The following is a 25,686-nucleotide window of genomic DNA, read 5'->3' on the forward strand; positions in this document are numbered from 1 at the left end:
GAGATGGTGTTGAACTTCCTGACAGCTCACTCTATTGCACAGACGACCCCGCTGGCCGCCGAGCAGATAGCGGATAGGCTGTTCGATCAGATACCCCACCCCCCTTCACTCTTGCTGGTCTATTTTACTCAAGCCCACGATGTTGCGGTACTGCGCCAGACCCTCAAAAAACGCTTTCCTGAAAGTCGCCTCATCGGTTGTAGCTCCTGCTGCGGGATCCTGACCCAGGCTGGCCACCATGCCGAGCAGGGATGGAGCCTGGCGGTGGCCGCCTTCTATGACGACAAGGGAGCCTACGGCGTGGCGGGCCAGGCCGGAGAAACGCTGGATGCCCGCCAACTGCTGCGCAGAGCCATCGCCGATGGGGGACGTCCCGGAGAGTTGCCGCAACTCATTTTGCTCCACACCAGCCCAGGGCTGGAAGAGGTGATGCTGGCAGGGATCGAAGCGGAGTTTGGCACGACGGTTCCCGTCGTGGGAGGGTCGGCGGCTGATGATGACGTGAGGGGGCAGTGGCAACTGTGCTGGGACGAGGGCGACAGCCCGCAGGGCTGTGTGTTGGCGGTGCTCTATCCTGATTGCCAGCTCGCCTTCCAGTTCCATTCCGGCTATGTGCCGACCGAGCGACATGGCATCATCACCGCCCTGGATGGACGGGAGGTGCTTACCATCGATCATGAGCCTGCGGCCCGGGTCTATGCCCGCTGGGTGGAGCGTGAGGAGCCCTGGCAGACAGGCCCCATATTGCGGGAGACGACGCTTTCCCCACTGGCCCGCCAGGTTGGCCTGCTCGATGATCTGCCCTATTACAAGCTCTCCCACCCCGAGGCCGTGACCCCGAGGGAGGGGCTTCGCCTCTTCACCGAAACCCGGGTGGGTGAGCGGTTGCAATTGATGTACAGCAGTCAGGAAGGACTGCTGCAACGCAGCCTGAATGCGGTGCGCATCGAACCCGAGTACGGGATGGCCGGCACTCTGCAGCCCTTCGGAGCCCTGGTCATTTTCTGCGCCGGCTGCCGTCTGGCACTCGGGGATGAGCTGAAGGACGTGGTCAGCCAGTTCCGCAATCAGTTGGGAGAGATCCCCTTCGTCACTCCGTTTACCTTCGGCGAGCAGGGGCGTCTGCCCCATGGCGAGCTGGCTCATGGCAACCTCATGGTATCGAGCGTCATTTTCCTCGATAGCTGAGCTGATACAGTGTTGGACACAAGATGATAGGCAATAGCGAACTCGAGGCTCTGGGTGACAAGCTGCAGACCACCCTGGTGGAACTGGTGCGCTGCCGGGAGCGAGAGGCCAAATATCGCCAGGAGTCACAGGCGCTGCTGTGCGGGGTGGCCACACTGGCAGATGCCCAGAGCCTGGAGCAGGTGCTGGACAGCCTCATCCTCGCGCTCAAGCCCTTTATCGGCTTCGAACAGGCGGATGTGATTGCCTGGACCCCGTCGAGCGGTACGACGCACCTCAGCACGCAGCCGGCGGAGGTGGGCCGCCCCTGGCCCCTGACTCCCCTTTTCTCACGCGCGCTCGCAGGGGAAACCCTGGTGATCTACGACCCGACCCAGCTGCCTGAACTCGCCCCTCTGGTGGGCGTGACCGGGTGGGCGAGTGTGATGATGACCGGATTGCAGGCGCCGGGGTTTACCGGAGTTCTCGTCTGTCGGCACAGCGTGGCCGGCACCTTCGATCTCAAGAGCAAGGCGGCCATGCAGCGCTGCCGGCCGCTTATCTCCCAGGCACTGGTCAACATCGCCTACCGGGCTCGGCTGCAAGAGCAGGTCGAGCTCAAGACCCTGGCGCTGCAAGCGAGCGAGCAGCGTTTTCGCAGTTTTGCTGCCATGGCCTCCGACTGGTTCTGGGAGACGGATCCCGAGCACCGACTCAGCTATGTATCGGCCCCCGGTTATCAGGGGGAGCTGATCAGCCGCCAGACGGGTCGCAGCCTCTATGATTTTGCCCATGACAAGGGGGATCCCGAGTGGTGCAAGTACCGACGGCTCATCACGCATCATCTCCCTGTACGGGGGATACGAGCCCAGGTTGCCCTGGCCAGCGGTCCCTGCTGGATGGAGATCAACGCCGAGCCCTGTTTCGATGGGGCCGGCGCCTTCGTGGGATATAGGGGGACGGCGCGGGACATCGGTATCCAGATCCGCCGCGAGCAGGAGCTGGCGCGGGCAAGAGATGATGCGGAGAGTGCCAACCGGGCCAAGTCGCAATTCCTCGCCATGATGACCCATGAGATCCGCTCTCCCATGAATGCGGTGCTGGGGATGCTGGATCTGTTGCAGCACGGGGAGCTGGCGACATCGCAGCAGGCGCTGCTTGGCCATGCGACCCACTCGGCGCACCTGTTGCAGACCATCATCGACGATGTGCTCGACTTCTCGAAGATTGAATCCCATACCCTGGCGTTGCATTGCGAGCGCTTTGAACCTGTCCGGCTCTGTCAGGCCCTGGTGGAACCCTTGCAAGCCGAGGCCGATGGCAAGGGGGTACGCCTGCACTGGCAGCTGCATGAGGCCCTGCCCACCCATCTGCTGGGGGATCCGGTTCGCCTCTCCCAGGTGATCGGCAACCTGCTTGGCAATGCGCTGAAGTTCACCGCCAGCGGGGATGTGGAGCTGCGGCTGGAGTGGCGCAGCGAGCGATTGAGGGTCTCGGTGACGGATACCGGCATCGGCATCTCCCCCGAGGATCAGGCCCTGTTGTTTGAGCCTTTTTATCAGGTCGACAGCTCCGCCAGCCGCCGTTTCTGTGGCTCCGGTCTGGGGCTCGCCATCAGTCGACGCCTGGTGCAGCTGATGGGGGGAGAGATAGGTCTGCAGAGTACGGTGGGGCAAGGCAGCTGTTTCTGGTTCGAACTGCCCGGCATGGCGGCACCTGGATCCGTTATTGCCCAGCCACCGAGGGATGAAGGCGGGATCCTGGATCTGGATGTGCTGGTGGTGGAAGACAGCCCGGTCAATCAACTGGTGGTCTCACTCATGCTGCAAAAACTGGTGTGTCGGGTAAGGGTGGCCAGCAATGGGCTGGAGGCGTTGACACAGGTCGGCGAGTTACGGCCAGACCTCATCCTGATGGACATGCGGATGCCGCAGATGGATGGATTGGAGGCGACCAGGCGACTGCGTGCCATGGGGTGCGAGGTGCCGATCGTGGCGCTGACGGCCAATGCCATGGCCGAAGACAGGGTGCGCTGTCTGGCACAGGGGATGAACGATTTCCTGGCCAAGCCCATCAGCCTGAGCCGGCTGCGGAGCTGTCTGCTGCGCCATTGCCGGGAGCTTTGAGCGAATTTTGGATAAAAAAATGGTCAACCTGTTGGTTGACCAATTCTTCAGCAAATACTGAAGAGAGCACGGGATAAATCGGGTTGTACGATCCTATATGAAAAAGTCGTGCCAACTTTTACGGACCTGTTATTGCAGCTTGCAGCACGGTTTTGATGGTTTTATGGCTGCATGCGAGTCGCAAAATGCGAATGTTGTGTTTTCATTGTAAGAATATTCGCATTCTGCGACACCCGGCTTGACTCACTACTGACTCACTACTGACTCACTGCGCGATCAGTCGGCGCAAGAATTGACGCGCCGCTTCACTGTTCTGTTTGGCAATCAACATCTGTTTCTCATAGATGGGCATGGGCAGGATCTCGAGCCAGCGCTGGCAGAGCCAGGCGGCATCGTCAAACTGCTTGTCCGGGTAGAGCTCATCCAGTTCCGGATACTGCTCAAACACCTCCCGCAGACGGCTCACCAGCTGCTTGTCGCTGAAATCTGAGTGTGCGCTTGGCCAGTTGGGCAGGGTTTCTACCTGGGCATGGCGCAAACCCGATGCGTCGGTGTCCATTTCATGGATGCAGAAGCGTTCCAGACCCAGCACGGTGACGCCGAGCAGGCCATCGTTGAGGGTATAAAAATCCGTCACTCTGACCCTGGTGCCAACCGGGAGGATCCGCCCGCTGGCGCCTTCATTGGTAGCTTCTTCCATCACGATGCCAAAGCCCCGATCGTCGATGAACGACGCCTTGAGCATCTCTATGTGGCGTGGCTCGAACAGACGCAGGGGAAGCTTGCCGCCCGGCAGTATGTGCGAAGGCAAGGGGAACAGTGCCAAGGGTTGAAGTTTCATGTTCCATCCTCCGAGTAGTCATGTCTGAATGTGACAATGCAGTGACTGTGCCAGAGAGCGATAAATCAGGGCAGCGCGGTAGAGATTGAGCAGTAGTTAACTAATAACCATGTTAAATCATATGGTTATGTGGCTTGTCGAATCTGGCTGGGGGCCGGGGCTGGATGGGATGCAGATAGATTTACAGGGGCTCGAACATGACCCATCTGCAGAACGGGAGATATGTCGCATATTGCAAATGGTTCTCATGCAGAATGCATGTCTCCAATGAGTCGCCATGCGCTCACTGTGCTGTCGGTACGAGGGGGTTCAGGCCAGGGTATCCGTGGGTTGTCTGAGCCCTTCTTGCATCAGGGCCGCGACCTCATCGTACATCTGCGACCAGGCCGCTGCCAGCTCGGGGGTGAAACGCCCTTCCAGCCGTCTTGCGAGCACCACTGTCATCGCCTGTTTCAGCAGGTCGAACTGATGGGATTGCACATTGAACTTCTGATGCCGGCGGCCGAGATCCCGGATGATGAACCCCAGGGCATCGAGCTGCTCCAGGCTGGTGATGACGGTGTTCAGGGTTTCGGACACCTTGGTGACCGGCAACTGGGGATGGTCGGGGAAGAGGGCGCTGAGCTCCGGTGAGAGGCGAAACAGCTCCTCATAGACCTCCGCCACATAGGAGTTGTTCAGCGCGGTGACCTTGCCCCATGCCTTTTGTACCAGTTCGATCTGTGTGGGAGTCATGTTGCCCATCCTTTCGTTGTGATCGCCTGAAATAATAATGCATTAACTCAATAGTGGTTTGAGAGAGATAAAAAGTGGTTAAACGGCTCGTCCATGGCCAGGAATGGGAGAGGAATCGGTCAGCAAAAGGCCCCGTCATGACAGGGCCTTTTTGCGTGGGCGCTGGGCGCAGGTTGCTTGCCTGGGGCCGGCTTGCGAAAACAGCCAGGCTTGGCGTCAGTTACGCTGTTCCAGGTACATGACGGCCGCTTCCACCCGACTCTGGGCCTCGAGCTTTTTCAGCAGGCTCTTCACGTGAACCTTGACCGTGCCTTCGGAGATGTGGAGCACGGAGGCGACCTGTTTGTTGGAGAGGCCCTTGGCTATCTCGCGCAGGATCTGCATCTCGCGGCGGGTCAGGCTCTCGAGTTTCTGTTGCAGATGATCCAGCTCATAGATGTTCTCGAGATAGGGGCGCAGCGGTTCGCTCAGGATCTGCTTGCCGGTCATGACATCCGCCAGTTGGCCGAGCAGCATGTCGGGCTCGGTATCCTTGAGCAGATAGCCATCGGCACCGGCCTTGAGCAGGGCCACTACGTCCTGGCGTGCGTCGGAAACGGTCAGGATCACCACCCGGGAGGTGACCTCTTCGGCCCGCAGTGCTTTGAGGGTATCGAGACCGGACAGTCCCTTCATGTTGAGGTCGAGCAGGATCAGGTCCGGCTCGGATTCTTTGGCAATGGCAACGGCATCGGTCCCGTTGGACGCTTCACCGACGACCTCGATGTTCTCTTCCAGGGCCAGCAATTGCACAATTCCCTTGCGCATGAGGGGATGGTCATCCACGACCAGAACACTGTATTTCATCTCGTCCATCAGGCATCTCTTGTTAGGCTGGTGGGGAAGGTCAGGTGCACACGGGTACCACCGGAGGGCGGCTCGCTGATGGTCAACTGACCGTGCAACTTGCTGGCGCGCTCGTTCATGATGCTAAGTCCGTAGTGATTGACCGCGGAGCTTGCACCCCCGATCCCGACACCATCATCTGAAATCTGAACCTGAATGTTACCATCAGTCAGGGTCTCACAGCTAACCTCGATGCGTTGCGCGCCGGCATGTTTGATGGCATTGAGGACTGCCTCACGAATTAGCTGCAAAATGTGAATATGCTGCCCCGCCTCCAGATCCGTGTCTGCCAGACCGTATTGAAGCCCTATCTCGGCCTTGGTCTGCGGCTTGAGCTGTTCCAGCATGACGCCGATGGCTTCCCCCAGATTGGCATCGCCGATGCTGAGGCGGAAGGTGCCGAGCAGCTCGCGCAACTGGATGTAGGCGCTGCTGAGCCCTTCGTCGATCTGCTGCATGGCCGCTTCCGCCTTGGCGCTCTCTCCCTTGGCGACGGAACGCTTGAGCAGGGTGGACTGGATCTTGAGGTAGGAGAGGGCCTGGGCCAGGGAGTCATGCAACTCGCGGGCGATGACGGCCCGCTCTTCCATCAGCAGCAGGCGCTGGTGCTGCAGCAGGGTCTGATCCTTGTGCAGCACCTGGGCCAGCAGCATGGAGAAGTTCTTCATCAACCGCTCGTCGATGGGGTGGGCGCTTATCATGTCGAGGCGGCCATACTCCTGCTCATCCATCTGCAGGTAGAAACTCACCACCGCCTCCAGATCGCCGGGCCAGCCGTTGCGCCCCGTGATGTAGACCGGCATGGCGTTATGCTCGAAACGGGTCAGCCGGATGTAGTCGATATGCTGATGGGCGGCGGCCCGCTCCAGCAGCTTCTGCAGGGTTCGCCGGCTGAGCGGCGCCGCGTGCAGTTTCTGGGCCGTGGAGTAGAGGAAAGAGAGCGTGTCGTTGGCTTGCTGCAGCTTGGCGGTTTTCTCTTCTACCTTGCTTTCCAGATCCCGGTAGAGTTTGCCGAGATCGTCCGCCATGGTCGAGAAAGCCCCCGACAGCTCCCCGAGCTCATTCTCGCAATGAGGAGGCAGGGCCAAGTTGAACTCCTGGCGCTGGATCTGGCGGGCGCAAAGCACCAGTTGGTTGAGGGGGGCGACCACCTGCTGGCGGGTGAATCGCACGGTGAACCAGGCGATGGTGATGATGGAGAGCAGCCCCAGCCCTTCGGCCAGCGCCAGCATGCGTACCTTGAACTCCACGTGATACTGCATCTGGTTGACGAAATCGTCGATGGCGGCGACAAACTGCTCCGTGTTGTCGGTATAGCGTTTGGGGGTGGCATTCTCGATGTGCTCGCGCATCACCTGCCATTGCAGCAAGACTTCGCCGTAAGTGCGGCGCAAGGAGGCTGGGGTGATCCAGCGCTGGGTCTCCTGCAACTCGGGGGCGCGCAGAGTCTGTTCGAACTGGGCGAGCCGCCCGAGCACGGGTTGATCTTTTTCTATTTCATAGGCCATCCGGTAGGCCTGCATCCGCAGGGATCCCGACAGATTGATGGCCTTGGCATCGGGCACCGAGTAGAAGAGGGTGACCATGGCGACGACGGCGATCAGGCTGGCCATGAACAGGATGAGCAGCATGGAGCGACCGATGGCGCTGCTGACCGAATGTACTTTGAACCACTTTCCCATGTCGCTGTTCTTCCCCGGATACGGCAATAACCCCACAAAGTAGCATGGGAGTGTACTCCAACTTGTGCTAGCATCGAAAAACTAGATGAACTCCGAGCTGTTTTCGCCTAAGTCATTGAGATAAGGGGAAACCGCCGTCAGCCGCCGTTTGAGCTGTAAGGGTCAGGAAAGAAATGCCCTGGCCTCCCGTATTTGGAAAGGTGTTTATGTTGCCACTTGAAGATGGGTTCTCCCGTCGTTTTTACTATCTGCGTTTGTCGATTACCGACGTCTGCAATTTTCGTTGTACCTACTGTTTGCCCGATGGCTATCGTCCCGCACACGGAAACGGGGAGGCGCGCAAGTCATTCCTCTCGCTTGACGAGATCCGCCGCACCGTCTCCGGCTTCGCCGCCATGGGGACCCGCAAGGTGCGCCTGACTGGCGGCGAGCCTTCCCTGCGCCGTGACTTCACCGCCATCATCGACACCGTGGCCACGACTCCGGGCATCGAGAAGGTGGCCATGACCACCAACGGTTATCGCCTGAAAGAGCGGGCCAGGGAGTGGTTCGATGCGGGCCTGACCGCCATCAATGTCAGCGTCGACAGCCTGGATCCCCGCCAGTTTCACCAGATCACCGGCGAAAACAAGCTGGTCGAAGTGATGGAGGGGATAGAGGCCGCCCTGGCCGCCGGTTTCAAATCGGTGAAGATCAATGCGGTGCTGCTCAAGGGGCTGAACGATCATCAGCTGGGAGCGTTTCTCGCCTGGATAAAAGACAAGCCCATCGAACTGCGCTTCATCGAGCTGATGCAGACCGGCGAAATGGACAGCCTGTTTCGCGACCATCACGCCAGCGGTGAGCTCATCAAGCAGCAACTGCTCGGCAGTGGCTGGATGCAACAGCTGCGCGGCCTGGATGATGGGCCGGCCCAGGTGTTCATGCACCCCGCGTCACAAGGGGGAGTGGGGCTCATCATGCCCTACAGCAAGGATTTCTGCGCCGGTTGCAACCGGCTGCGGGTCTCCTCCGTCGGCAAGCTGCACCTGTGCCTGTTTGGTGACAACGGGGTGGAGCTGCGGGATCTGCTGCAGGCCGATGATCAGCAAGAGGCATTGCAACGGCGGATCCGCGAGGCCCTGGTCGGCAAGGCTGCCAGCCATCGGTTGCACGAGGGCAATGCCGGCATCACCCCCCATCTTGCCTCCATCGGTGGCTGACAGGTTCATCGCCCGTTCCAAATAGCCACTGATTAATAAGCAATCCTCACATAGGGGTAATTTGGTTTGCCCCTCTGCTGCTTTATTGCGCCAAGGTTTTGATCCAGCGCAAGATTCCCCCCTGTTTATCTCCCAGGTGGTATATCCCTCGACTTGTCAGGGTCGCAATATACACCCAATCTTATAATCGGTATTGAAAATGCCTGTCACGCATCTCTCCAGGGAAGAGGAAGCCTTATGCCGGATGGGGTAGATCTGTCACGTCGCAGCCTGTTTCGAGGCAAGCTGAGTGCCCGCACGCCAGACGTACAACTGCCCTGGTCCATCCCCTGGCCCGACTTCGTGGCCGACTGCACCCGTTGCGGTGACTGTCTGGCTGCCTGCCCCGAGCAGATCCTGGTCAACGGGGATGGCGGCTTTCCGATCGTGGATTTCCAGCTGGGAGAGTGCACCTTCTGTACCGAGTGTGTTTCCGCCTGCAAGCAGCCCCTGTTCCGTCCAACCACCGAGGTGGCCTGGGACTATGTGGCCCATATCGAATCCGGTTGTTTGGCCCTGGGCCAGGTGTACTGCCAGCGTTGTCAGGACAGCTGTGAAGCGCGGGCCATCGGTTTTTCTCCCCGCTTGGGACAGGTGCCGACCCCGGTGATCAACAACGATTTGTGCAACGGCTGCGGCGCCTGTGTAGCGGATTGTCCTGTTGGCAGCATAAAAATCAGCATGCCAAGTGGTAAAGTGTCATTTGGGTAGTGTATACGGATGCTATTTTGGCGGCATGACAGCGATGCCGGTGCCACTCATCCAGCACAGACGAACAAGAGAGTAGGGAAGCAGTATGAGCCGAGAAGAGTTTCACGTATCCAGCCTGGTCGTGCTGACACAGCCTTCCCAGCGCCATCAACTCGCCCAGCAGATTGCTACCCTGAATGGGGCCGAGATCCACGCCGTCAGCGACGAGGGGAAGTTGGTGGTCACGCTGGAAGGGATCAGCCAACGTCCTATCATGGATGCTATCGATGCCATTCAGGCCATGCCGGGGGTGCTCTCCGCCGCCCTCATCTACCACCAGTTTGATGAACTCGACCAGCAAGGCGAGGAGTAAGGCAGCAGGGGCGCCGTCATGGTCGGCCCCGATGCGAACTAGCAAGGAAGTCATGTCAACAGGCTGTGCCAACGGGTTCATCAGGATGGCAGCCATTGACGTGAGACAGGCGATGCCGGGTGTGTTGTTCACCGCCCCGAGCCACTAACAGATCGATACACTCGACAACTTACGCGATAAGCGATGTGAGGATATGCCATGAAGCTGAGTCGACGCGACTTTATGAAGGCCAATGCGGTGGCGGCAGCCGCTGCGGTGGCCGGTGTCAGTGCCCCCACTATGGCGGCGAACCTGATCACCAGCACCGACAAGACCGCCATCACCTGGGACAAGGCCCCCTGCCGTTTCTGCGGGACCGGCTGTTCCGTGCTGGTCGGCTCCCAGGGAGGCCGCGTCGTGGCGACCCAGGGTGATCCCGATGCCCCGGTCAACCGTGGCCTCAATTGCATCAAGGGCTACTTCCTGTCGAAGATCATGTACGGCCAGGACCGTCTGACCCAGCCCATGCTGCGCATGACCAACGGCAAGTTCGACAAGAACGGCAACTTCGCCCCCATCAGCTGGGATCAGGCGTTCGACATCATGGCGGAGAAGTTCAAGGCCACCCTGAAAGAGAAGGGCCCGACCGCGGTCGGCATGTTCGGCTCCGGCCAGTGGACCGTCTGGGAAGGCTATGCCGCCGCCAAGCTGATGAAGGCAGGCCTGCGCACCAACAACCTGGATCCCAACGCCCGTCACTGCATGGCCTCCGCCGTGGTCGGTTTCATGCGTACCTTCGGCATGGATGAACCCATGGGCTGCTACGACGACATCGAGCAGGCCGACGCCTTCGTGCTCTGGGGTTCCAACATGGCCGAGATGCACCCCATCCTCTGGTCGCGCATCTCGGATCGTCGTCTGTCCCACCAGGACGTGCAGGTGCACGTGCTCTCCACCTTCGAGCACCGCAGCTTCGAGCTCGCGGACAACGGCATGGTGTTCACGCCCCAGACCGACTTGGCGATCCTCAACTACATCGCCAACTACATCATCCAGAACGACAAGGTGAACTGGGAGTTCGTCAACAAGCACACCCAGTTCCGCAAAGGGGTGACCGACATCGGTTACGGCCTGCGTCCCACCAACCCGTTGCAGCAAAAAGCCAAGAATCCGGACAGCGGCGACTCCACCCCCATGAACTTCGACGATTTCGCGAAATTCGTGGCGGATTACGACGTCGACTCCGTGGCCAAACTCTCCGGTGTCTCCAAGGACAAACTCGAGAAACTGGCCCAGCTCTATGCCGATCCCAGCAAGAAGGTGGTCTCCTACTGGACCATGGGCTTCAACCAGCACACCCGTGGTGTCTGGGCCAACAACCTCTGCTACAACATCCACCTGCTGACCGGCAAGATCTCCACCCCGGGCAGCGGCCCCTTCTCCCTGACCGGTCAGCCCTCCGCCTGTGGCACCGCCCGGGAAGTGGGTACCTTCGCCCACCGTCTGCCTGCCGACATGGTAGTGACCGATCCCAAGCATCGCGCCACCGCCGAGAAGATCTGGAAGCTGCCGGAAGGCACCATCCCGGACAAGGTGGGTTACCACGCCGTGTTGCAAAACCGCATGCTCAAAGACGGCAAGCTCAACGCCTACTGGGTGATGTGCAACAACAACATGCAGGCCGGCCCGAACATGAACGAGGAGGGGCTGCCCGGTTATCGCAACCCGGCCAACTTCATCGTGGTCTCCGATCCTTACCCGACCGTGACGGCGCAAGCCGCCGACCTCATCCTGCCCACCGCCATGTGGGTGGAGAAAGAGGGGGCCTACGGCAACGCCGAGCGCCGCACCCAGTTCTGGCACCAGCAGGTCAAGGCACCGGAAGGGGCCAAGTCCGACCTGTGGCAGCTGATGGAGTTCTCCAAGCGCTTCACCGTGGAAGAGGTGTGGCCGGCTGAGCTCATCGCCAAGATGCCGGAAGTGAAGGGCAAGACCCTCTACGAGGTGCTCTACAAGAACGGCCAGGTCGATCAGTTCCCGAAAGAGCAGAGCAAGGGTGTCCTGAACGACGAGGCTGAGCACTTTGGTTTCTACGTCCAGAAAGGGCTGTTCGAGGAGTACGCGAGCTTCGGGCGTGGTCACGGTCACGATCTTGCTCCGTTCGATCAGTACCATGAGGCACGCGGTCTGCGCTGGCCCGTGGTGGACGGCAAGGAGACCCTGTGGCGCTACCGCGAAGGGTTCGACCCTTATGTGAAAGCGGGCGAAGGCGTGCGCTTCTACGGCAAGCCGGACGGCAAGGCGGTGATCTTCGCGCTGCCCTACGAACCGGCCGCCGAAGCACCGGACAGCGAATACGACATGTGGCTTTCCACCGGCCGGGTGCTGGAGCACTGGCACACCGGTACCATGACTCGCCGGGTGCCCGAACTCTATCGCGCCTTCCCGGATGCGGTGCTGTTCATGCACCCGGAAGATGCCAAGGCCCGTGGGGTGCGCCGTGGGGAAGAGGTAATCGTCTCCTCCCGTCGTGGCGAGGTGAAGACCCGCGTCGAGACCCGTGGTCGCAACAAGCCGCCAAAAGGCCTGGTGTTCATGCCCTTCTTCGATGCGAGCCAACTGGTCAACAAGCTGACGCTGGACGCCACGGATCCCCTCTCCAAAGAGACGGATTACAAGAAGTGCGCCGTCAAGGTCGTGAAGGCCTGAGGCGGTTAGGGGATGAGCCGTAGCCGCCGCCAGTTTCTGGCCGACTTTGCCAAGGGGGCCTGCTCAGTGGGCCTGCTTGGGGCCGGGCTTGGCACGGTTGCACGCCAGCAGGCGCAAGCCGTGCCGGCCCAGGCGCTGCGCCCCCCGGCGGCGCTGGCCGAGGAGGACTTCCTCGGTGCCTGCGTGCGCTGCGGGCTCTGCGTCGAGGCTTGTCCCTATGACACCTTGAAGCTCGCCAGACTGCTGACCCCGGTGACCACGGGCACTCCCTACTTCGAGGCCCGCAGCGTTCCCTGCGAGATGTGTGAAGACATCCCCTGTGTGGTGGCTTGCCCGAGCGGGGCACTGGATCAGGGGATGACCAGCATCGATCAGGCGCGGATGGGGGTGGCGGTGCTCATCGATCACGAGACCTGCCTCAACTTCCTGGGGCTGCGCTGCGACGTCTGCTACCGGGTCTGTCCCCTGATTGACGAGGCCATCACCCTCGAGCTGCAACGCAACCCCCGTACCGGCAAGCACGCCATGTTCCTGCCGACCGTGCACAGCGATCTGTGTACCGGCTGTGGCAAGTGCGAGCATGCCTGCGTGCTGGAGGAGGCGGCCATCAAGGTGGTGCCTCGCGGTCTTGCCAAGGGGGAGCTGGGTCATCACTACCGGCTCGGCTGGGAAGAGAAGCAAAAGGCCGGCAAGTCCCTCATCGGTGAGCGACTCACCCTGCCGACCCGCAAACCGGAGGGGCTATGAGTCGTTATCCGGGAGCCGAGGCCAGGGCGAAGCTGGGCTGGTGGCGGTCGCACCGCTTCCTGCTGCTGCGCAGGGTGAGCCAGCTCAGCGTGCTCGGTCTGTTCCTGCTGGGTCCGCTGGCGGGTGTCTGGATCCTCAAGGGGAACCTCTCCAGCTCATTGTTGCTGGAGACGGTGCCGCTCACGGATCCTCTCACCTTGCTGCAAACGGTCGCTGCGGGCCACTGGCCCATGGCAACCCTGTGGCTCGGGGCCGCCCTGGTGCTGGTGGCTTACTGGCTGGTCGGAGGGCGGGTCTTCTGCTCCTGGGTCTGTCCGGTGAACCTCATCACGGATGCGGCCGCCTGGGTTCGGGCCCGGCTCGGCCTCAAGGGCAACGGCCAGTTCAACCGCAACACCCGCTACTGGCTGCTGGCCATGGTGCTGGTGGTGCCCGCCATCGCAGGCGTGCTGGTGTGGGAGCTGGTCAACCCGGTGTCGCTGGCTCTGCGCGGTCTGCTGTTTGGCATGGGGGCGGGTTGGGGGCTGCTGCTGGCGCTCTTTCTGTTCGATCTGTTCGTGGTGGAGCGGGGCTGGTGTGGTCATCTCTGCCCGGTGGGGGCCTTCTACGCCCTGGTGAACCGGGTCGGGTTTATCAAGATTTCAGCCAAAGGGCGTGAGCGTTGCAGCAACTGCATGGATTGTTATGCGGTCTGCCCGGAACGCCCCATACTGCGCGGTCCGGTTCACGGCGCCAGACGCGGTCATGGGCCCTTGATTGTGGCTCAGGAGTGTACAAATTGTGGCCGTTGCATCGATGTCTGCGCGGAACAAGTTTTTGAAATCACTGTAGGTTTTGCCGTCAAGGCAGAGACAATGTCGGAGAACACATAATGAAAAAGCTGATTGGAGCAATGCTGGCCTGCCTGATGGCGGGTTCCTTGATGGCGGCCGTGCCTGAGATCACCAACAGCACGGGGGGGATCAAATCGGAACGGGGCAGTACGGATCTGGCGTCAGAGGCCGAAGCCGCCCCCCTCAAGAACTTCCGCAAGGATGGGGATACCTATGATCGCCAGTATATGCATCAACCGCCGTTGATCCCCCACGATATCCGCAACTATGAAGTGGACAACAAGGTCAACAAGTGCCTGGCCTGCCACAGCTTCAAGAATGCCAGCGCCATGAAGGCCCCCAAGATCAGCCCCACGCACTTCGAGACTCGCGATGGCCTGACCCTGGGTGAAGTCTCCCCCCGTCGTTACTTCTGCCTGCAGTGCCACGTGCCGCAAGCGGATACCAAGCCGCTGGTGGGGAATACCTTCAAGCCGGTCGAAGCCCTGAACTGAGGAGTTCATCGATGAAATTACCTGGTTTTGTGCAGCGACTGTGGGTCACCTTCAAATCTCCCTCCAAGGCGGCCCTCTGGGTGCTGCTGCTGATGGGATTCTTCGGGGGCGTCATCTTCTGGGGTGGTTTCAACACCGCCATGGAAGCGTCCAACACCGAGAAGTTCTGTACCGGCTGTCACGAGATGAAAGACAACGTCTTCATGGAGTACCGTGACACCATCCACTATGCAAACCGCTCAGGGGTGCGCGCGAGCTGCCCGGATTGCCACGTACCCCACGAATGGACCTACAAGATCATTCGCAAGGTGCAGGCCTCCAAGGAGCTGTGGGGCATGCTGACCGGCAAGGTGGATACTCGCGAGAAGTTCGAGGCCCATCGCCGCGAGATGGCGGAGCGGGAGTGGCAACGGATGAAGGACACGGATTCGCGGGAGTGCCGCAACTGCCACAACTTCGAGTACATGGACTTCTCCTTGCAGGGGCGTCGTGCCGCCCAGATGCACTCCACCAACCTGGCGAGCGGGGCCAACACCTGCGTCGACTGTCACAAGGGGATTGCTCACCAGCTGCCTGACATGAAGGGCGTGCCTGGATTCTAAGCCCGTGACCATGGGGCCGGACCCGGCCCCATGGTCTTTGCGTGATCTAATTCATCCCCGTCAACCCGACTTCTTTGTTAGAATCCGCCCTCGGTAACGCTGCCAGCCCGCCTGTGGCCGGTTTTGCCCGCCGGGTGGTGGCCGATTTTCTCTTCTCCCGTGTTACAGGACTCGCTCCATGGCACCTAAAAGCAACGAATTCATTCCCCTCAAGATCGCCGTCCTGACGGTCTCCGACAGCCGCAGTGCCGCCGACGACAGCTCCGGCGACTACCTGGTCTCGGCCCTGACCGAGGCGGGCCACCAACTGGCCGACAGAGCCCTGTGCGCCGACAATCTGTTTCGCATTCGCGCCCAGGTCAGCGACTGGATCGCCGACGAAGGGGTGCAGGTGGTCCTGGTCAACGGCGGCACCGGCTTCAACGAGCAGAACCGGGTACCCGAGGCGGTAGGGGTGTTGTTCGAGCGCAAGGTACAGGGCTTTGGCGAACTGTTCCGCCAGCTCTCCTTTGCCGAGATCAAAGGTTCAGCCATGCAGAGCCGGGCTCTGGCCGGGCTCGCCAATCGCACCCTGATCTGCTGCTTGCCGGGCTCCACCGGCGCCTGCCGACTCGGCTGGGAGCAGCTCATCCGGGATCAGCTCGATGCCCGTACCCGACCGTGCAACTTCGTGACCCATCTGTGATCCCGAGAGTTGCCCCGGATCATCCATCTTATTTCTTGATAGGGGGCTAGATGAACCTGACCCATCTCAACCAGAGCGGTGAGGCCCACATGGTGGACGTCACCGACAAACAGGTGACCGAGCGGGAAGCCCGCGCCGAGGCGTATGTCGCCATGGCTCCCGCGACCCTGGCCTTGATCCTCGGTGGTCAGCACCACAAGGGCGACGTGTTCGCCACCGCCCGCATCGCCGGCATCATGGCGGCCAAGAAGACCGCCGATCTCATCCCCCTCTGCCATCCTCTGGCCCTCACCAAGGTGGAGGTAGAGATAGAACCCCAGCCCGCGCACAATAGGGTGCATATTCGCACCCTCTGCAAGCTCTCCGGCAAGACCGGGGTGGAGATGGAAGCCCTGACCGCCGCCTCGGTCGCGGCGCTGACCATCTACGACATGTGCAAGGCGGTGCAAAAGGACATGGTGATCGAGCAGCTCAGACTGGTGGAGAAACGCGGCGGCAAGTCCGGCCACTTCCAGGCCCCGGTCGTGGGCGGTGAACACGCGCAAGGGGAGCAGGCATGATCAAGGTACTGTTTTTTGCCCAGGTGCGGGAGCTGGTGAGTTGTGACGAACTGAGCCTGTCCCCTGACTACGACACCGCCGAGGCGCTGCGTGCCGCCCTGTGTGAGCGGGGGGACAAGTGGGCCCTGGCGCTGGAGGCGGGCAAGCTGCTGGTGGCGGTAAACCAGACCCTGGTGCCGCTGGGGACGCCCCTGACCGACGGGGATGAGGTGGCCTTCTTCCCGCCGGTGACCGGAGGCTGATCATGAGCGAGGCAACCACAGTGGATCGCATTCTGGTGCAGCGGGCCGATTTTTCCCTGGCCGAGGAGTACGAGCGACTCGCCACCCGCCACGATACCGGCGCCATCGTCACCTTTGTGGGCAAGGTGCGGGACTTCAATCAGGGGGAGGAGGTGAAAGGGCTGGCCCTCGAGCACTATCCCGGCATGACGGAGAAGGCGCTGGCGGGGATCGTTGCACAGGCGCGCGCCCGCTGGCCGCTGCAGGAGTGCACCCTGATCCATCGCATCGGCGAGCTGCTGCTCGGCGATCAAATCGTGCTGATGGCGGTGAGCAGTGCCCACCGCGAGGCGGCCTTCGAGGCCTGCCATTTCATCATGGACTTTCTGAAAACCCGGGCGCCGTTCTGGAAAAAAGAGCTGACGGCGGCAGGGCAACAACGCTGGGTGGAAGCCAAGGAGAGCGATGACGCTGCCGCGGCCCGCTGGCAACAAGGGGAATGAGTCCATCAGGGCTTCCCATGACAGAGCCGCCAACAGGCTCAGGCTTAGACAGGAGTAAGGGAATGAAAAAGCTGTTATCCGTGGTGTTGCTGAGTGCTTGCGCCAGCGCCGTGCAGGCCGACGAGGTCAAGGTGGCCGTGGCGGCCAACTTCAAGGGCACCATAGAGCGCATTGGCAAGGATTTCACCGCCAAGACCGGCCATACCGTCACCATCAGCTCGGCGGCCACGGGCGTGCTCTACACCCAGATCACCCACGGCGCCCCCTTCGATCTCTTCCTCTCCGCCGATGTGAAGACCCCTGAGAAGCTGGAACAAGAGGGCAAGGGCAGCGAGCGTTTCACCTACGCCATCGGCCAGCTGGGTCTGTGGAAGAAGGGCGGCCCGGCACCTGACGAGGCCACCCTGCGCAACTGGAAGGGCAACCTCGCCATCGCCAACCCGAAAACCGCCCCTTATGGCACCGCCGCCATGGCGACCCTTGAGCACCTCAAGATCGATCCCAAGCAGTATCGGGTGCTGACCGGCAACAACATCAGCCAGACCTGGCAGTTCGTGGATACCGGCAACGCCGAGATGGGCTTCGTGGCCTGGGCCAACCTGGTGGAAGCGGGCAAGACCGGTGAAGCCTGGGCCGTGCCGGGGGCCTATTACCCCGCCATCGAGCAGCAAGCACTGGTACTGAAAAAGGGTGAGGCCGTGGATGCCCTGGTTGCCTGGCTCAAGGGCCCGGGCCAGACGCAGATCAAGGCCGCGGGCTATGCCCTGCCGCAATGACGGCAAGGCACTGACCCCCTGATGACTGGCCGGCCCTGCGCCGGCCAGTTTGTTGAATCAAGGAGGAGAATCATGAAAATGCGCATCCCGAGCGGGAGGTGGCGATGAGTGAAGGTGATCTGCTGGCGGTCTGGCTCACCCTGAAGCTGGCGGCCAGTACCACGGGCATACTCTTGCTGCTGTCGCCGCCGCTGGCCTGGTGGCTGTCTCGCAGTCAACACAGACTCCGGCCCGTGGTGGAGGCCCTGGTGGCGCTGCCTCTGGTGCTGCCACCCACCGTGCTCGGTTTCTACCTGCTGCTCGCCTTCTCCCCCGAATACGGCATCGGCAGCTGGTGGCGAGAGACCTTCGGCACCCCCCTCGCGTTCAGTTTCCTCGGCCTGCTGCTGGCCTCCATCATCTACTCGCTGCCTTTCGTGGTCCAACCCCTCACCTCCGCCTTCGTCAACATGGGCAACAAGGAGCTGGAGGCGGCGGCCACTCTGGGGCTCGGGCCCGTCGAGCGCTTCTTTCAGATCATCTTGCCGATGACGCTGCCAAGCTTCGTGATGGCGGCGGCGCTCGGCTTTGCCCACACCCTGGGGGAGTTCGGGGTGGTGCTGATGATAGGGGGCAACATTCCCGGGGAGACCCAGGTGCTCTCCATCGCCCTGTTCGATCACGTGGAGACCATGGATTACCAGCATGCCCACATCCTGGCCGGCGGCCTGATGGGCTTCTCTCTCGTCATGCTGGTACTGGTCTATGGCGTGCTGCAACACCGGCAACGGAGGCTGTTCGGATGACGCTGGATATCAGGGCAAGACGCCACTTCGGTGGATTCACACTCGATTGCGATCTCAAACTCCCGCTGGGGGGCATACTCGGCCTCTTTGGCCCCTCCGGCTGTGGCAAGAGCACCCTGTTGCGGGTGCTGGCGGGCCTTGACCGAGAGGCCGGTGACCGCCTCTGCTGGCAGGGAAGGGAGCTGGCGGAGACGCTGCCCGAGGCGCGCCGCATCGGCCTGGTGTTTCAGGATTCACGCCTGTTCCCGCACATGACGGTGCTGGCCAATCTGCAACTGGCCGCCAAGAAGGGCAAGGGACGCTGGCATCCGGCCCCCTTGGCGACGCGACTCGGCTTTGCCGAGCTGCTGGACCAACCCGCCCACGGCCTCTCCGGCGGTCAGCGCCAGCGGGTGGCCCTCGGCCGGGCCCTGCTGGCGGAGCCGGACTTGCTGCTGCTCGATGAACCCTTCTCGGCATTGGACAGGCGCAGCCGCATCCATCAGGCCCACGTGCTCAAGGAGTTGCAGCGGGAGAGCGGCATCCCGATGATCTTCGTCAGCCACGCCATGGAGGAGGTCAGCCTGCTCTGCGACCAGCTGGTGTTGCTGGCCGACGGCAAGGTAGAGGCCCAGGGACGGCCGAGCGATATCTTCGCCCGTACCGATCTCTCGCTCGCCAGCCGGGACGACGCCGGTGTCATGCTGGCGGCGACCCTGGACAGCTACGATCAGCGGGAGCAGATGGCGAGCCTGCGCCTCGGTGAGCAGTTGCTGATGGTCACCATGGAGCATGCCCCCGACGAGCCCGGCCCCTTGCAGATCAAGGTGGCGGGGCGGGATGTGGTGATTGCCACCGCTCCCATCACCGACTCCAGCCTCTCCAACTGCCTGGAGACCCGGCTGCTCAACGCCCACGAGGTACGGCCGGGGCAAACCCTGTTGCAGTTGGCGCTGGGGCAGCAGATACTGCTGGCCCGGATCACCAGCCGCTCCGCCAAGCGGCTCACCCTCGCGCCGGATCAGCGCCTCTATGCCTACATCAAGGCGGTGAGTCTGGTGGGGGAAGGCTGAGAAGCTATGCTCAGCCATCGTGAGTGAGCGGGGGAGCCGATGGGATCGAGAGCCGGCATGGGCCGGGAGGGAGAGGCGAAGTGCGTCGTAATCAGGTAATGAAATCCCACGGGCTGGCCCTGCGCAGTGCGGGGGAGGGCCCCTTGCTGGTGCTGCTGCACGGGCTCGGCTCCTCCAGCCTCGATTGGCAGGCCCAGCTTGAGCACTTCGCTGATCACTACCGGGTGGTGGCGCTCGACCTGCGCGGTCACGGCCAGAGCCTGCAGGAGGGGCCCTTCGACGTGCTGACCCTGACCCGGGATGTGGCGCGCTGGCTCGATGAGCAGCCAGAGCCCGCCTGGGTGGTGGGCTTGTCGCTCGGAGCCATGGTGGCGCTGGAACTGGCCCTGCAATTGCCGGACAAGGTGCATGGTCTGGTGCTGGTCAACGGCTTCAGCGAATTCTTGCTGGAGACCCCGCAGGAGCAGGCGCGCTTTGCCCAGCGCCTGAAATGGCTGCGCTGGTTTGGCCTGCGCCCGCTCGCCTGGTGGCTCGGGCGCGAGCTCTTCCCGGGCCCCGAGCTCGCCCAGGTACGCCACGCCTTCCGGCAGCGTTTCGTGCGCAGCAACAAGAAAAAGACCTATCGGGCGCTGCTGGGGGACTTGCCCGGCTGGTCGGCCCGCTCCCGTCTTGGCCGGATAGAACAGCCGGTGGCCATCATCTCCACCACCCAGGATTATCTGCCGCTCGCCAAACGGGTGGAACAATTCGCTGCCCTGCCCAACGCCAGCATCCATACCCCGCCGGGCCATCACGCCTGGCCAGCGGAAGATCCCGCCGGATTCAATCATTTGCTGACGCGGATCCTGGCGATGCACTGATATTGGCGACGTCCGAGGATGCCTCCGGATGGCGACTCGAACCGACAAATCTCATGCAAATAAAAAGCCGAACCCGGGGGTTCGGCTTTTTTGTGACAACGGCTCAGACTTGGTGCTTGCCTCAAGCCATCAGGGCTGGCCACAGACCGGGCAGTCGGGGCGCTTGGGCAGTTTCAGCTCCCGAAAACCCCCGCCGAGGCCGTCGATCATCAGTAACCGGCCGCTGTAGGTTTTGCCCATGCCAGCCAGCAGCTTGATGGCTTCGAGCGCCTGCAGGCTGCCGACGACTCCCACCATGGGGGCCAGCACGCCGGCCTCGACGCAGGTCAGTGACTGCTCGCCGAACAGGGAGCTCAGGCAGGCGTAGCAGGGTTCATCCTCCTGCCAGGTGAAGCTGCACAGCTGCCCCTCCAGCCGGATGGCGGCGCCGGAGACCAGCGGCACACCATGTTGTCTCGCTTTCTGGTTGAGCAGATTGCGAATGGCCACGTTGTCGGTGCAATCGAGCACCAGTTGATGACTCGGCAACAGGCTGTCGAGCAGTGCCTCGTCCGCGAGGGCGGCGTGTGTTTCGACGGTGAGCCAGGGGTTGAGGCCGCGCAGCGTCTCGGCCGCGGAGTCCACCTTGTACTGGCCGATGCGCGCGTCGCAGTGCAACACCTGGCGCTGCAGGTTGGAAAGCTCCACCTTGTCGAAATCCACCAGGGTCAGCTGGCCGACCCCGGCCACCGCCAGATACTGGGCGGCGGCGCAACCAAGGCCCCCGGCCCCTATCACCAGCACCCTGGCCTGCTTGAGCGCCTCCTGCCCCTCGAAGTCGAAGGATTTGAGGATGATCTGGCGGTTGTAGCGCAGAAGCTCCGCGTCCGAGAGGATCTCGCTCACAGCAGCAACCCTGCGAAAGGTTCGACGGTGACCGTCTCTCCTGCCGCTACCTTGCCCCGCTCCTGCTCGAGGACGATGTAGCAGTTCGCCTTGGAGAGGGAGCTGAACACCCCCGAATCCTGGGAGCCGGTGCTGCGAACCTCGAGGCCGTTCGGGCCCGCGTTCAATATGCCGCGCTGGAAGTCCATCCGCCCCGGCGCCTTCTTGAGTGGTTCGCTCGCGATGGCACTGAGACGCAGCGCAGGGGCGAGCGTCTGGCCGGCGAGCCTGGCGAGCGCCGGGCGCACCAGCTGATCGAAGGTGACCATGGCGGAGACCGGGTTGCCCGGCAGGCCGAAGAACCAGGCCTGGGGCAGCTTGCCGAAGGCGAACGGCTTGCCCGGCTTGATGGCGAGCTTCCAGAAGCCTATCTCGCCTAGCTCTTCGAGCAGCTGCTTGGTGAAGTCCGCCTCACCGACCGAGACGCCACCGGTGGTGATGAGGGCATCGGCTTCCCGATCGGCCTGGAGGAAGGCGGCCCGCAGGGCGGCGGGATCGTCCGGGATGATGCCAAGATCCAGGCACTCACAACCCAGGCGCGCCAGCATGGCCTTGACCCCGTAGCGATTGGAGTCGTAGATGTCGCCATGCTCAAGGGGAGTACCCACCGGTTTGAGCTCATCCCCGGTGCTGAAGATGGCGACCCTGAGGGGACGATGGACCGTCACGGTCGCGATGCCAAGCGATGCCAGAAGCGGCAGCTCGCGGGGGCTCAGGCGCAGGCCCTTCGCCAGCACTTGCGAACCTTCGGCCATGTCCTCGCCCCGGCGACGAATGTTCTGGCCGAGCCTGGGCTGGCTGACAAAGCGCACCAGCTCGCCCAGGGCCTCGGTCTCCTCCTGCATGACGACCGCCTCGGTACCGGCGGGGACGGGGGCACCGGTCATGATGCGAACGCAGTGGCCGGCGGGCCACTCTCCCTCATAGGGCTGGCCGGCGAAGGCCTTGCCTGCCACCTTGAGCGGGGTGCCTGCGGCGAGATCGGCCAGGCGCACGGCATAGCCGTCCATGGCGGAGTTGTCGAAAGGAGGCACCGAGAGGGGGGAGGCGATATCCTCGGCCAGGATCCGGTCCAGCGCCTGAGGCAGCGGCAATTGCTCGGTGTCGCAGCAGCAGGCCAGTTGGTCCAGCATCCCTTGCAGGGCGTCGCTTAGGGGGAGGAGTGTGCCGGTATCGAATCCCATCATCATGACCTCTTTATTGTGGTGAGGGCGGATTATCCCAAAAAAGTGACCGCTTGGGCAGGCTGGTGTGGGTAGGTGGCGATATTGATGGCCGGACACCCCATACGGGCGGGTGGCACGGGAGTAAAACACGACGGATTGACATAAAGTCAGGTACCGGGCTTGAGTTAGTTCGAATTATGACAATAATCGCCCTGTAAGATTGCGCCACAGTAGAATGCCGCCGCAACAGATGGCGACCATCACAGTCCCTGAGCGTGGGAGAGTACGAGAATGACGAATATGAGTCAGGAAGCCCTGTTGGTCAGGGCAGCGCTCGAGGCCGAAGGTCTCGAGACACCACTAGTGGCCAATGCACTGGACAACCAGCAGAAGCGAGAGAAGATCGAAGGCCACATGCGCGCCATCATGGAGACGCTGGGGCTGGATCTGGCGGATGACAGCCTGGCGGAGACGCCGCACCGCATCGCCAAGATGTACGTGAACGAGATCTTCTCCGGCCTCGATTACGCCACCTTCCCCAAGGTGACGGTGATCGAGAACAAGATGAAGGTGGACGAGATGATCATGGTGCGGGACATCAGTCTCACCAGCACCTGCGAGCATCACTTCGTCACCATCGACGGGCTGGCCCACGTGGCCTATATCCCCCGTGGCAAGGTGATCGGGCTGTCGAAGATCAACCGCATCGTCCAGTTCTTCGCCCGCCGTCCCCAGGTGCAGGAGCGTCTCACCCAGCAGATCCTGCTGGCGCTGCAGACCCTGCTCGGTACCAGCGACGTGGCCATCAGCATCCGGGCGACCCACTACTGCGTGAAGGCGCGCGGCGTGATGGACTCCACCTCCTATACCACCACCACCTCCCTCGGTGGGGTGTTCAAGACCCAGCCGGACACCCGTGCCGAGTTTCTGGGCGGGCTGAAAGGCTGAGTGGCCAACGGCATGCCCCCGGGCATGCCTCTTCTTTGCTCCTCTTCGCTATTTTCTGCTGATTTTTAACCAAAAAACACCTAAAGCCATGACCCTGTCGGGTCGATATAGCTCTTCATACCGATGGATGGTCGGTGCGGCGCAGACGATGCTCTTGCGATGATCACCCGTATCGACCGGGATCTGCACGTTCGGACCCCTTGGCGCCGCCTCCCTCGAGGCGGCGCACTTGCATGACTGCAATGGATGGCAGCTATCGTGTTTCGTGCCAGGAGGGCACAACTCAGGCGGATGCCAGTAATTCACCCATTGCAGGACAAACCATGAATCCCAGTACCATGACGATCGGCAAGAAACTCACCGCAGGTTTTGCGGTGCTCGGCCTGATGATGGCCTTTATCGGCGGCTTTTCGCTGCTGCAGTTTGGCAACATGAACCGGGCCGCCACCGGTTTCACCGACAGCATTCTGCCTGCCGTGGTGCGTACCAGCGCCCTGGGGGAGACCATCAATGATCTGCGCCGTTATGAACTGGATGTCTTCCTGGTGGCGGATGACCCCCAGCAGAAGGCCCATTACCGCGATGCCAGCGAGCAGAGTCTGCGGGACGTGGAGCGGCAGGTGGCTGCCCATGATGTGACCATCTGGGCGGAGGACGTGGAAGAGCGTCGCACCTTCGACATCGTCAAGGCGGACTGGAGCAAGTACGTGGCGATGCATCAGCGCCTCAAGCAGATGCAGGACAACGGCCAGATGGCGGAGGCCCAGCGCATCTTCATGAGCGAGGGGATCGCCCTCTACAACAGCCTGGCCAAGTCGGTGTCCACACTCATTCAGATCAACCATGGCTACTCCGTCAACTCCCGCGCCGAGGTGGTCGGGGCCTTCGACAGCGCCAGGTTCAGCATCATCATCGCCCTGGTACTGGGCCTTGGCCTGGTCACCGTGCTCTCCGTGGTACTGACTCGCCAGATCCGGGATCCCCTGGTAATGCTGGCCCGCCAGGCCCAGCGCATCGCCAGCGGCGATCTCGGCAAGGGTGAGCTGCAGGAGTGGATCCGCGGCAATCGCTTCAAGCGCGACGAGCTGGGTCAGCTCGGCGGCGCCATCGATCGCATGCAGGGCGCCCTGGCTGACCTGGTGAGCGAGATAGCGGGCTCGGTGAGCCAGCTCAGCAGCGCGGTGGAGGAGGTGAGCGCCATCTCCGAGCAGTCTGCCAAGGGCATGGCCAGCCAGCAGAATGAAGTCTCCCAGGTGGCGACCGCCATGAACGAGATGCAGTCCACCGTGCACGAGGTGGCTCGCAACACCACGGACGCCATGAGCGCCGCCAAGGCCGCCTCCCACACCTCGAGTGAGGGGCATCAGGTGGTGGGTCGCGCCATCGGCAGCATAGAGCAGGTTTCCTTGCAGATTGAGCAGGCCGGGAGCGTGGTGCAGCAGCTGGAGCAGGACAGCACCAACATCAGCATGGTGCTGGATGTCATTCGCGGCATCGCCGAGCAGACCAACCTGCTGGCGCTCAATGCCGCCATCGAAGCGGCTCGCGCCGGTGAGCAGGGCCGCGGTTTCGCGGTCGTCGCCGACGAGGTGCGCTCCCTGGCCCAGCGTACCCAGAACTCCACCGCCGAGATCAGCAAGATGATCGAGGTGTTGCAGGAGCGCACCGCCGAGGCGGGCAACGCCATGCAGCTGAGCCGTCAGCAGATGCAAAACAGCGTCGGGCTGGCGCGGGAAGCGGGCAACAGCATCGACAGCATCAATGGCGCCGTCACCCAGATCACCGACATGAATACTCTGATCGCCACCGCGACCGAGGAACAGAATGCGGTGACCGAGGAGCTCAACCGCAGCATAGTGAACATTCACAGCGCCGCAGACGAGAACGCCCTGGGGGCCCAGCAGACCGCCCAGGCCTGCATCGAGCTGAGCAAGCTAGCCAATACGCTGCACCATATGACCCAGCGCTTCACGCTCTAGGCCCTTCAGGGTTATGCCGGATAGCAAGAGGCCCCGCCGGTTGGCGGGGCCTCTTGTTATCCGGTGTTAGGCAGTGTTGTTTCAACCCAACAATGTCAGCCCTCTCTAGGCATCCTAGCCGGT

The 25,686-nt window shown here is 62.0% G+C and carries 26 protein-coding genes and 1 riboswitch; of the genes, 20 read left to right on the forward strand and 6 right to left on the reverse strand.

The genetic code is table 11. The annotated features are described in order from the left end of the window. Positions 1–3: 3 nt before the first annotated feature. Positions 4–1,188: an FIST signal transduction protein gene (locus VZC39_RS06815; protein ID WP_434666890.1), complete on the forward strand. Its 1,185-nt coding sequence runs from the start codon at positions 4–6 to the stop codon at positions 1,186–1,188. Between the two features lie 23 nt (positions 1,189–1,211). Next, entirely contained in the window at positions 1,212–3,293 is a 2,082-nt protein-coding gene (locus VZC39_RS06820; protein WP_434666893.1) for an ATP-binding protein, read from the forward strand. A 265-nt stretch (positions 3,294–3,558) separates the two neighbouring features. Here the strand turns inward: VZC39_RS06820 and VZC39_RS06825 are convergent, their stop codons facing one another. From VZC39_RS06825 to narQ, 4 genes are all read right to left on the reverse strand, one after another. Beyond that, on the reverse strand, positions 3,559–4,134 hold the full coding sequence (locus VZC39_RS06825; protein WP_434666896.1) for an LON peptidase substrate-binding domain-containing protein: 576 nt from the start codon (positions 4,132–4,134) through the stop codon (positions 3,559–3,561). Positions 4,135–4,443: 309 nt separating this feature from the next. Further along, positions 4,444–4,869, reverse strand: a complete 426-nt coding sequence (locus VZC39_RS06830) for a globin domain-containing protein (protein ID WP_434666899.1) — start codon at positions 4,867–4,869, stop codon at positions 4,444–4,446. Between the two features lie 216 nt (positions 4,870–5,085). Further along, positions 5,086–5,724, reverse strand: coding sequence for a two-component system response regulator NarL (gene narL / locus VZC39_RS06835; RefSeq protein ID WP_349921637.1), 639 nt, complete (start codon positions 5,722–5,724; stop codon positions 5,086–5,088). Further along, positions 5,724–7,436 (reverse strand): nitrate/nitrite two-component system sensor histidine kinase NarQ, encoded by a 1,713-nt coding sequence (gene narQ / locus VZC39_RS06840; RefSeq protein ID WP_434666903.1) that lies wholly within the window; start codon positions 7,434–7,436, stop codon positions 5,724–5,726. The genes narL and narQ overlap by 1 nt, the downstream gene beginning before the upstream one ends. A 78-nt stretch (positions 7,437–7,514) precedes the next feature. Further along, positions 7,515–7,655, forward strand: a riboswitch (molybdenum cofactor riboswitch). On the opposite strand from narQ, the gene moaA reads away from it, so the two are divergent. The 16 genes from moaA (at position 7,643) to VZC39_RS06920 (ending at position 20,546) form a co-directional block, all read left to right on the forward strand. Then, positions 7,643–8,638: a GTP 3',8-cyclase MoaA gene (moaA, locus tag VZC39_RS06845; protein WP_349921639.1), complete on the forward strand. Its 996-nt coding sequence runs from the start codon at positions 7,643–7,645 to the stop codon at positions 8,636–8,638. It overlaps the preceding riboswitch by 13 nt. 237 nt (positions 8,639–8,875) lie before the next feature. After that, the gene (gene napF, locus VZC39_RS06850; protein WP_349921640.1) at positions 8,876–9,388 is read left to right on the forward strand and encodes a ferredoxin-type protein NapF; all 513 of its coding nucleotides are present in this window, start codon (positions 8,876–8,878) and stop codon (positions 9,386–9,388) included. Positions 9,389–9,473: 85 nt separating this feature from the next. Next, positions 9,474–9,740, forward strand: coding sequence for a chaperone NapD (locus tag VZC39_RS06855; protein ID WP_349921641.1), 267 nt, complete (start codon positions 9,474–9,476; stop codon positions 9,738–9,740). A 198-nt stretch (positions 9,741–9,938) separates the two neighbouring features. After that, positions 9,939–12,428: a nitrate reductase catalytic subunit NapA gene (gene napA, locus VZC39_RS06860; RefSeq protein ID WP_349921642.1), complete on the forward strand. Its 2,490-nt coding sequence runs from the start codon at positions 9,939–9,941 to the stop codon at positions 12,426–12,428. A 12-nt stretch (positions 12,429–12,440) separates the two neighbouring features. Continuing rightward, entirely contained in the window at positions 12,441–13,175 is a 735-nt protein-coding gene (napG, locus tag VZC39_RS06865) for a ferredoxin-type protein NapG (RefSeq protein ID WP_434666909.1), read from the forward strand. Beyond that, positions 13,172–14,047, forward strand: a complete 876-nt coding sequence (gene napH / locus VZC39_RS06870; RefSeq protein WP_349921644.1) for a quinol dehydrogenase ferredoxin subunit NapH — start codon at positions 13,172–13,174, stop codon at positions 14,045–14,047. Before napG ends, napH begins: the two co-directional genes overlap by 4 nt. Continuing rightward, positions 14,047–14,502 (forward strand): nitrate reductase cytochrome c-type subunit, encoded by a 456-nt coding sequence (locus tag VZC39_RS06875; RefSeq protein ID WP_434666912.1) that lies wholly within the window; start codon positions 14,047–14,049, stop codon positions 14,500–14,502. The genes napH and VZC39_RS06875 overlap by 1 nt, the downstream gene beginning before the upstream one ends. An 11-nt stretch (positions 14,503–14,513) precedes the next feature. Continuing rightward, the gene (locus tag VZC39_RS06880) at positions 14,514–15,104 is read left to right on the forward strand and encodes a cytochrome c3 family protein (RefSeq protein ID WP_349921646.1); all 591 of its coding nucleotides are present in this window, start codon (positions 14,514–14,516) and stop codon (positions 15,102–15,104) included. 178 nt (positions 15,105–15,282) lie between these two features. Next, positions 15,283–15,789: a molybdenum cofactor biosynthesis protein B gene (moaB, locus tag VZC39_RS06885; protein ID WP_349921647.1), complete on the forward strand. Its 507-nt coding sequence runs from the start codon at positions 15,283–15,285 to the stop codon at positions 15,787–15,789. Positions 15,790–15,839: 50 nt separating this feature from the next. Further along, positions 15,840–16,349 (forward strand): cyclic pyranopterin monophosphate synthase MoaC, encoded by a 510-nt coding sequence (moaC, locus tag VZC39_RS06890; protein ID WP_349921648.1) that lies wholly within the window; start codon positions 15,840–15,842, stop codon positions 16,347–16,349. Beyond that, complete coding sequence (gene moaD / locus VZC39_RS06895; protein ID WP_349921649.1) at positions 16,346–16,591, forward strand: molybdopterin synthase sulfur carrier subunit; 246 nt, start codon at positions 16,346–16,348, stop codon at positions 16,589–16,591. The genes moaC and moaD overlap by 4 nt, the downstream gene beginning before the upstream one ends. Before the next feature lie 2 nt (positions 16,592–16,593). Then, positions 16,594–17,073 (forward strand): molybdopterin synthase catalytic subunit MoaE, encoded by a 480-nt coding sequence (moaE, locus tag VZC39_RS06900; protein WP_434666917.1) that lies wholly within the window; start codon positions 16,594–16,596, stop codon positions 17,071–17,073. A 62-nt stretch (positions 17,074–17,135) separates the two neighbouring features. Further along, a complete protein-coding gene (gene modA / locus VZC39_RS06905) occupies positions 17,136–17,849 on the forward strand; it encodes a molybdate ABC transporter substrate-binding protein (RefSeq protein WP_434666920.1) in 714 nt (237 codons plus the stop codon). Positions 17,850–17,953: 104 nt separating this feature from the next. Then, positions 17,954–18,634, forward strand: coding sequence for a molybdate ABC transporter permease subunit (modB, locus tag VZC39_RS06910; protein ID WP_349921652.1), 681 nt, complete (start codon positions 17,954–17,956; stop codon positions 18,632–18,634). Continuing rightward, on the forward strand, positions 18,631–19,686 hold the full coding sequence (gene modC, locus VZC39_RS06915; RefSeq protein ID WP_349921653.1) for a molybdenum ABC transporter ATP-binding protein: 1,056 nt from the start codon (positions 18,631–18,633) through the stop codon (positions 19,684–19,686). The genes modB and modC overlap by 4 nt, the downstream gene beginning before the upstream one ends. 80 nt (positions 19,687–19,766) lie before the next feature. Next, positions 19,767–20,546 (forward strand): alpha/beta fold hydrolase, encoded by a 780-nt coding sequence (locus VZC39_RS06920; RefSeq protein ID WP_349921654.1) that lies wholly within the window; start codon positions 19,767–19,769, stop codon positions 20,544–20,546. 129 nt (positions 20,547–20,675) lie between these two features. Here VZC39_RS06920 and moeB read toward each other — a convergent pair whose 3' ends face one another. Further along, positions 20,676–21,431: a molybdopterin-synthase adenylyltransferase MoeB gene (moeB, locus tag VZC39_RS06925; protein WP_434666925.1), complete on the reverse strand. Its 756-nt coding sequence runs from the start codon at positions 21,429–21,431 to the stop codon at positions 20,676–20,678. After that, on the reverse strand, positions 21,428–22,654 hold the full coding sequence (moeA, locus tag VZC39_RS06930; protein WP_434668394.1) for a molybdopterin molybdotransferase MoeA: 1,227 nt from the start codon (positions 22,652–22,654) through the stop codon (positions 21,428–21,430). Before moeA ends, moeB begins: the two co-directional genes overlap by 4 nt. A gap of 273 nt (positions 22,655–22,927) precedes the next feature. Between moeA and folE the strand changes: the two genes are divergently transcribed. Next, the gene (gene folE / locus VZC39_RS06935) at positions 22,928–23,584 is read left to right on the forward strand and encodes a GTP cyclohydrolase I FolE (RefSeq protein WP_434666928.1); all 657 of its coding nucleotides are present in this window, start codon (positions 22,928–22,930) and stop codon (positions 23,582–23,584) included. A 323-nt stretch (positions 23,585–23,907) separates the two neighbouring features. Continuing rightward, on the forward strand, positions 23,908–25,563 hold the full coding sequence (locus VZC39_RS06940; protein WP_349921657.1) for a methyl-accepting chemotaxis protein: 1,656 nt from the start codon (positions 23,908–23,910) through the stop codon (positions 25,561–25,563). The last annotated feature ends 123 nt before the right edge of the window (positions 25,564–25,686 follow it).

This window comes from Aeromonas sp. NJAU223 (assembly GCF_051125555.1).
GTDB lineage: Bacteria > Pseudomonadota > Gammaproteobacteria > Enterobacterales > Aeromonadaceae > Aeromonas > Aeromonas veronii_G.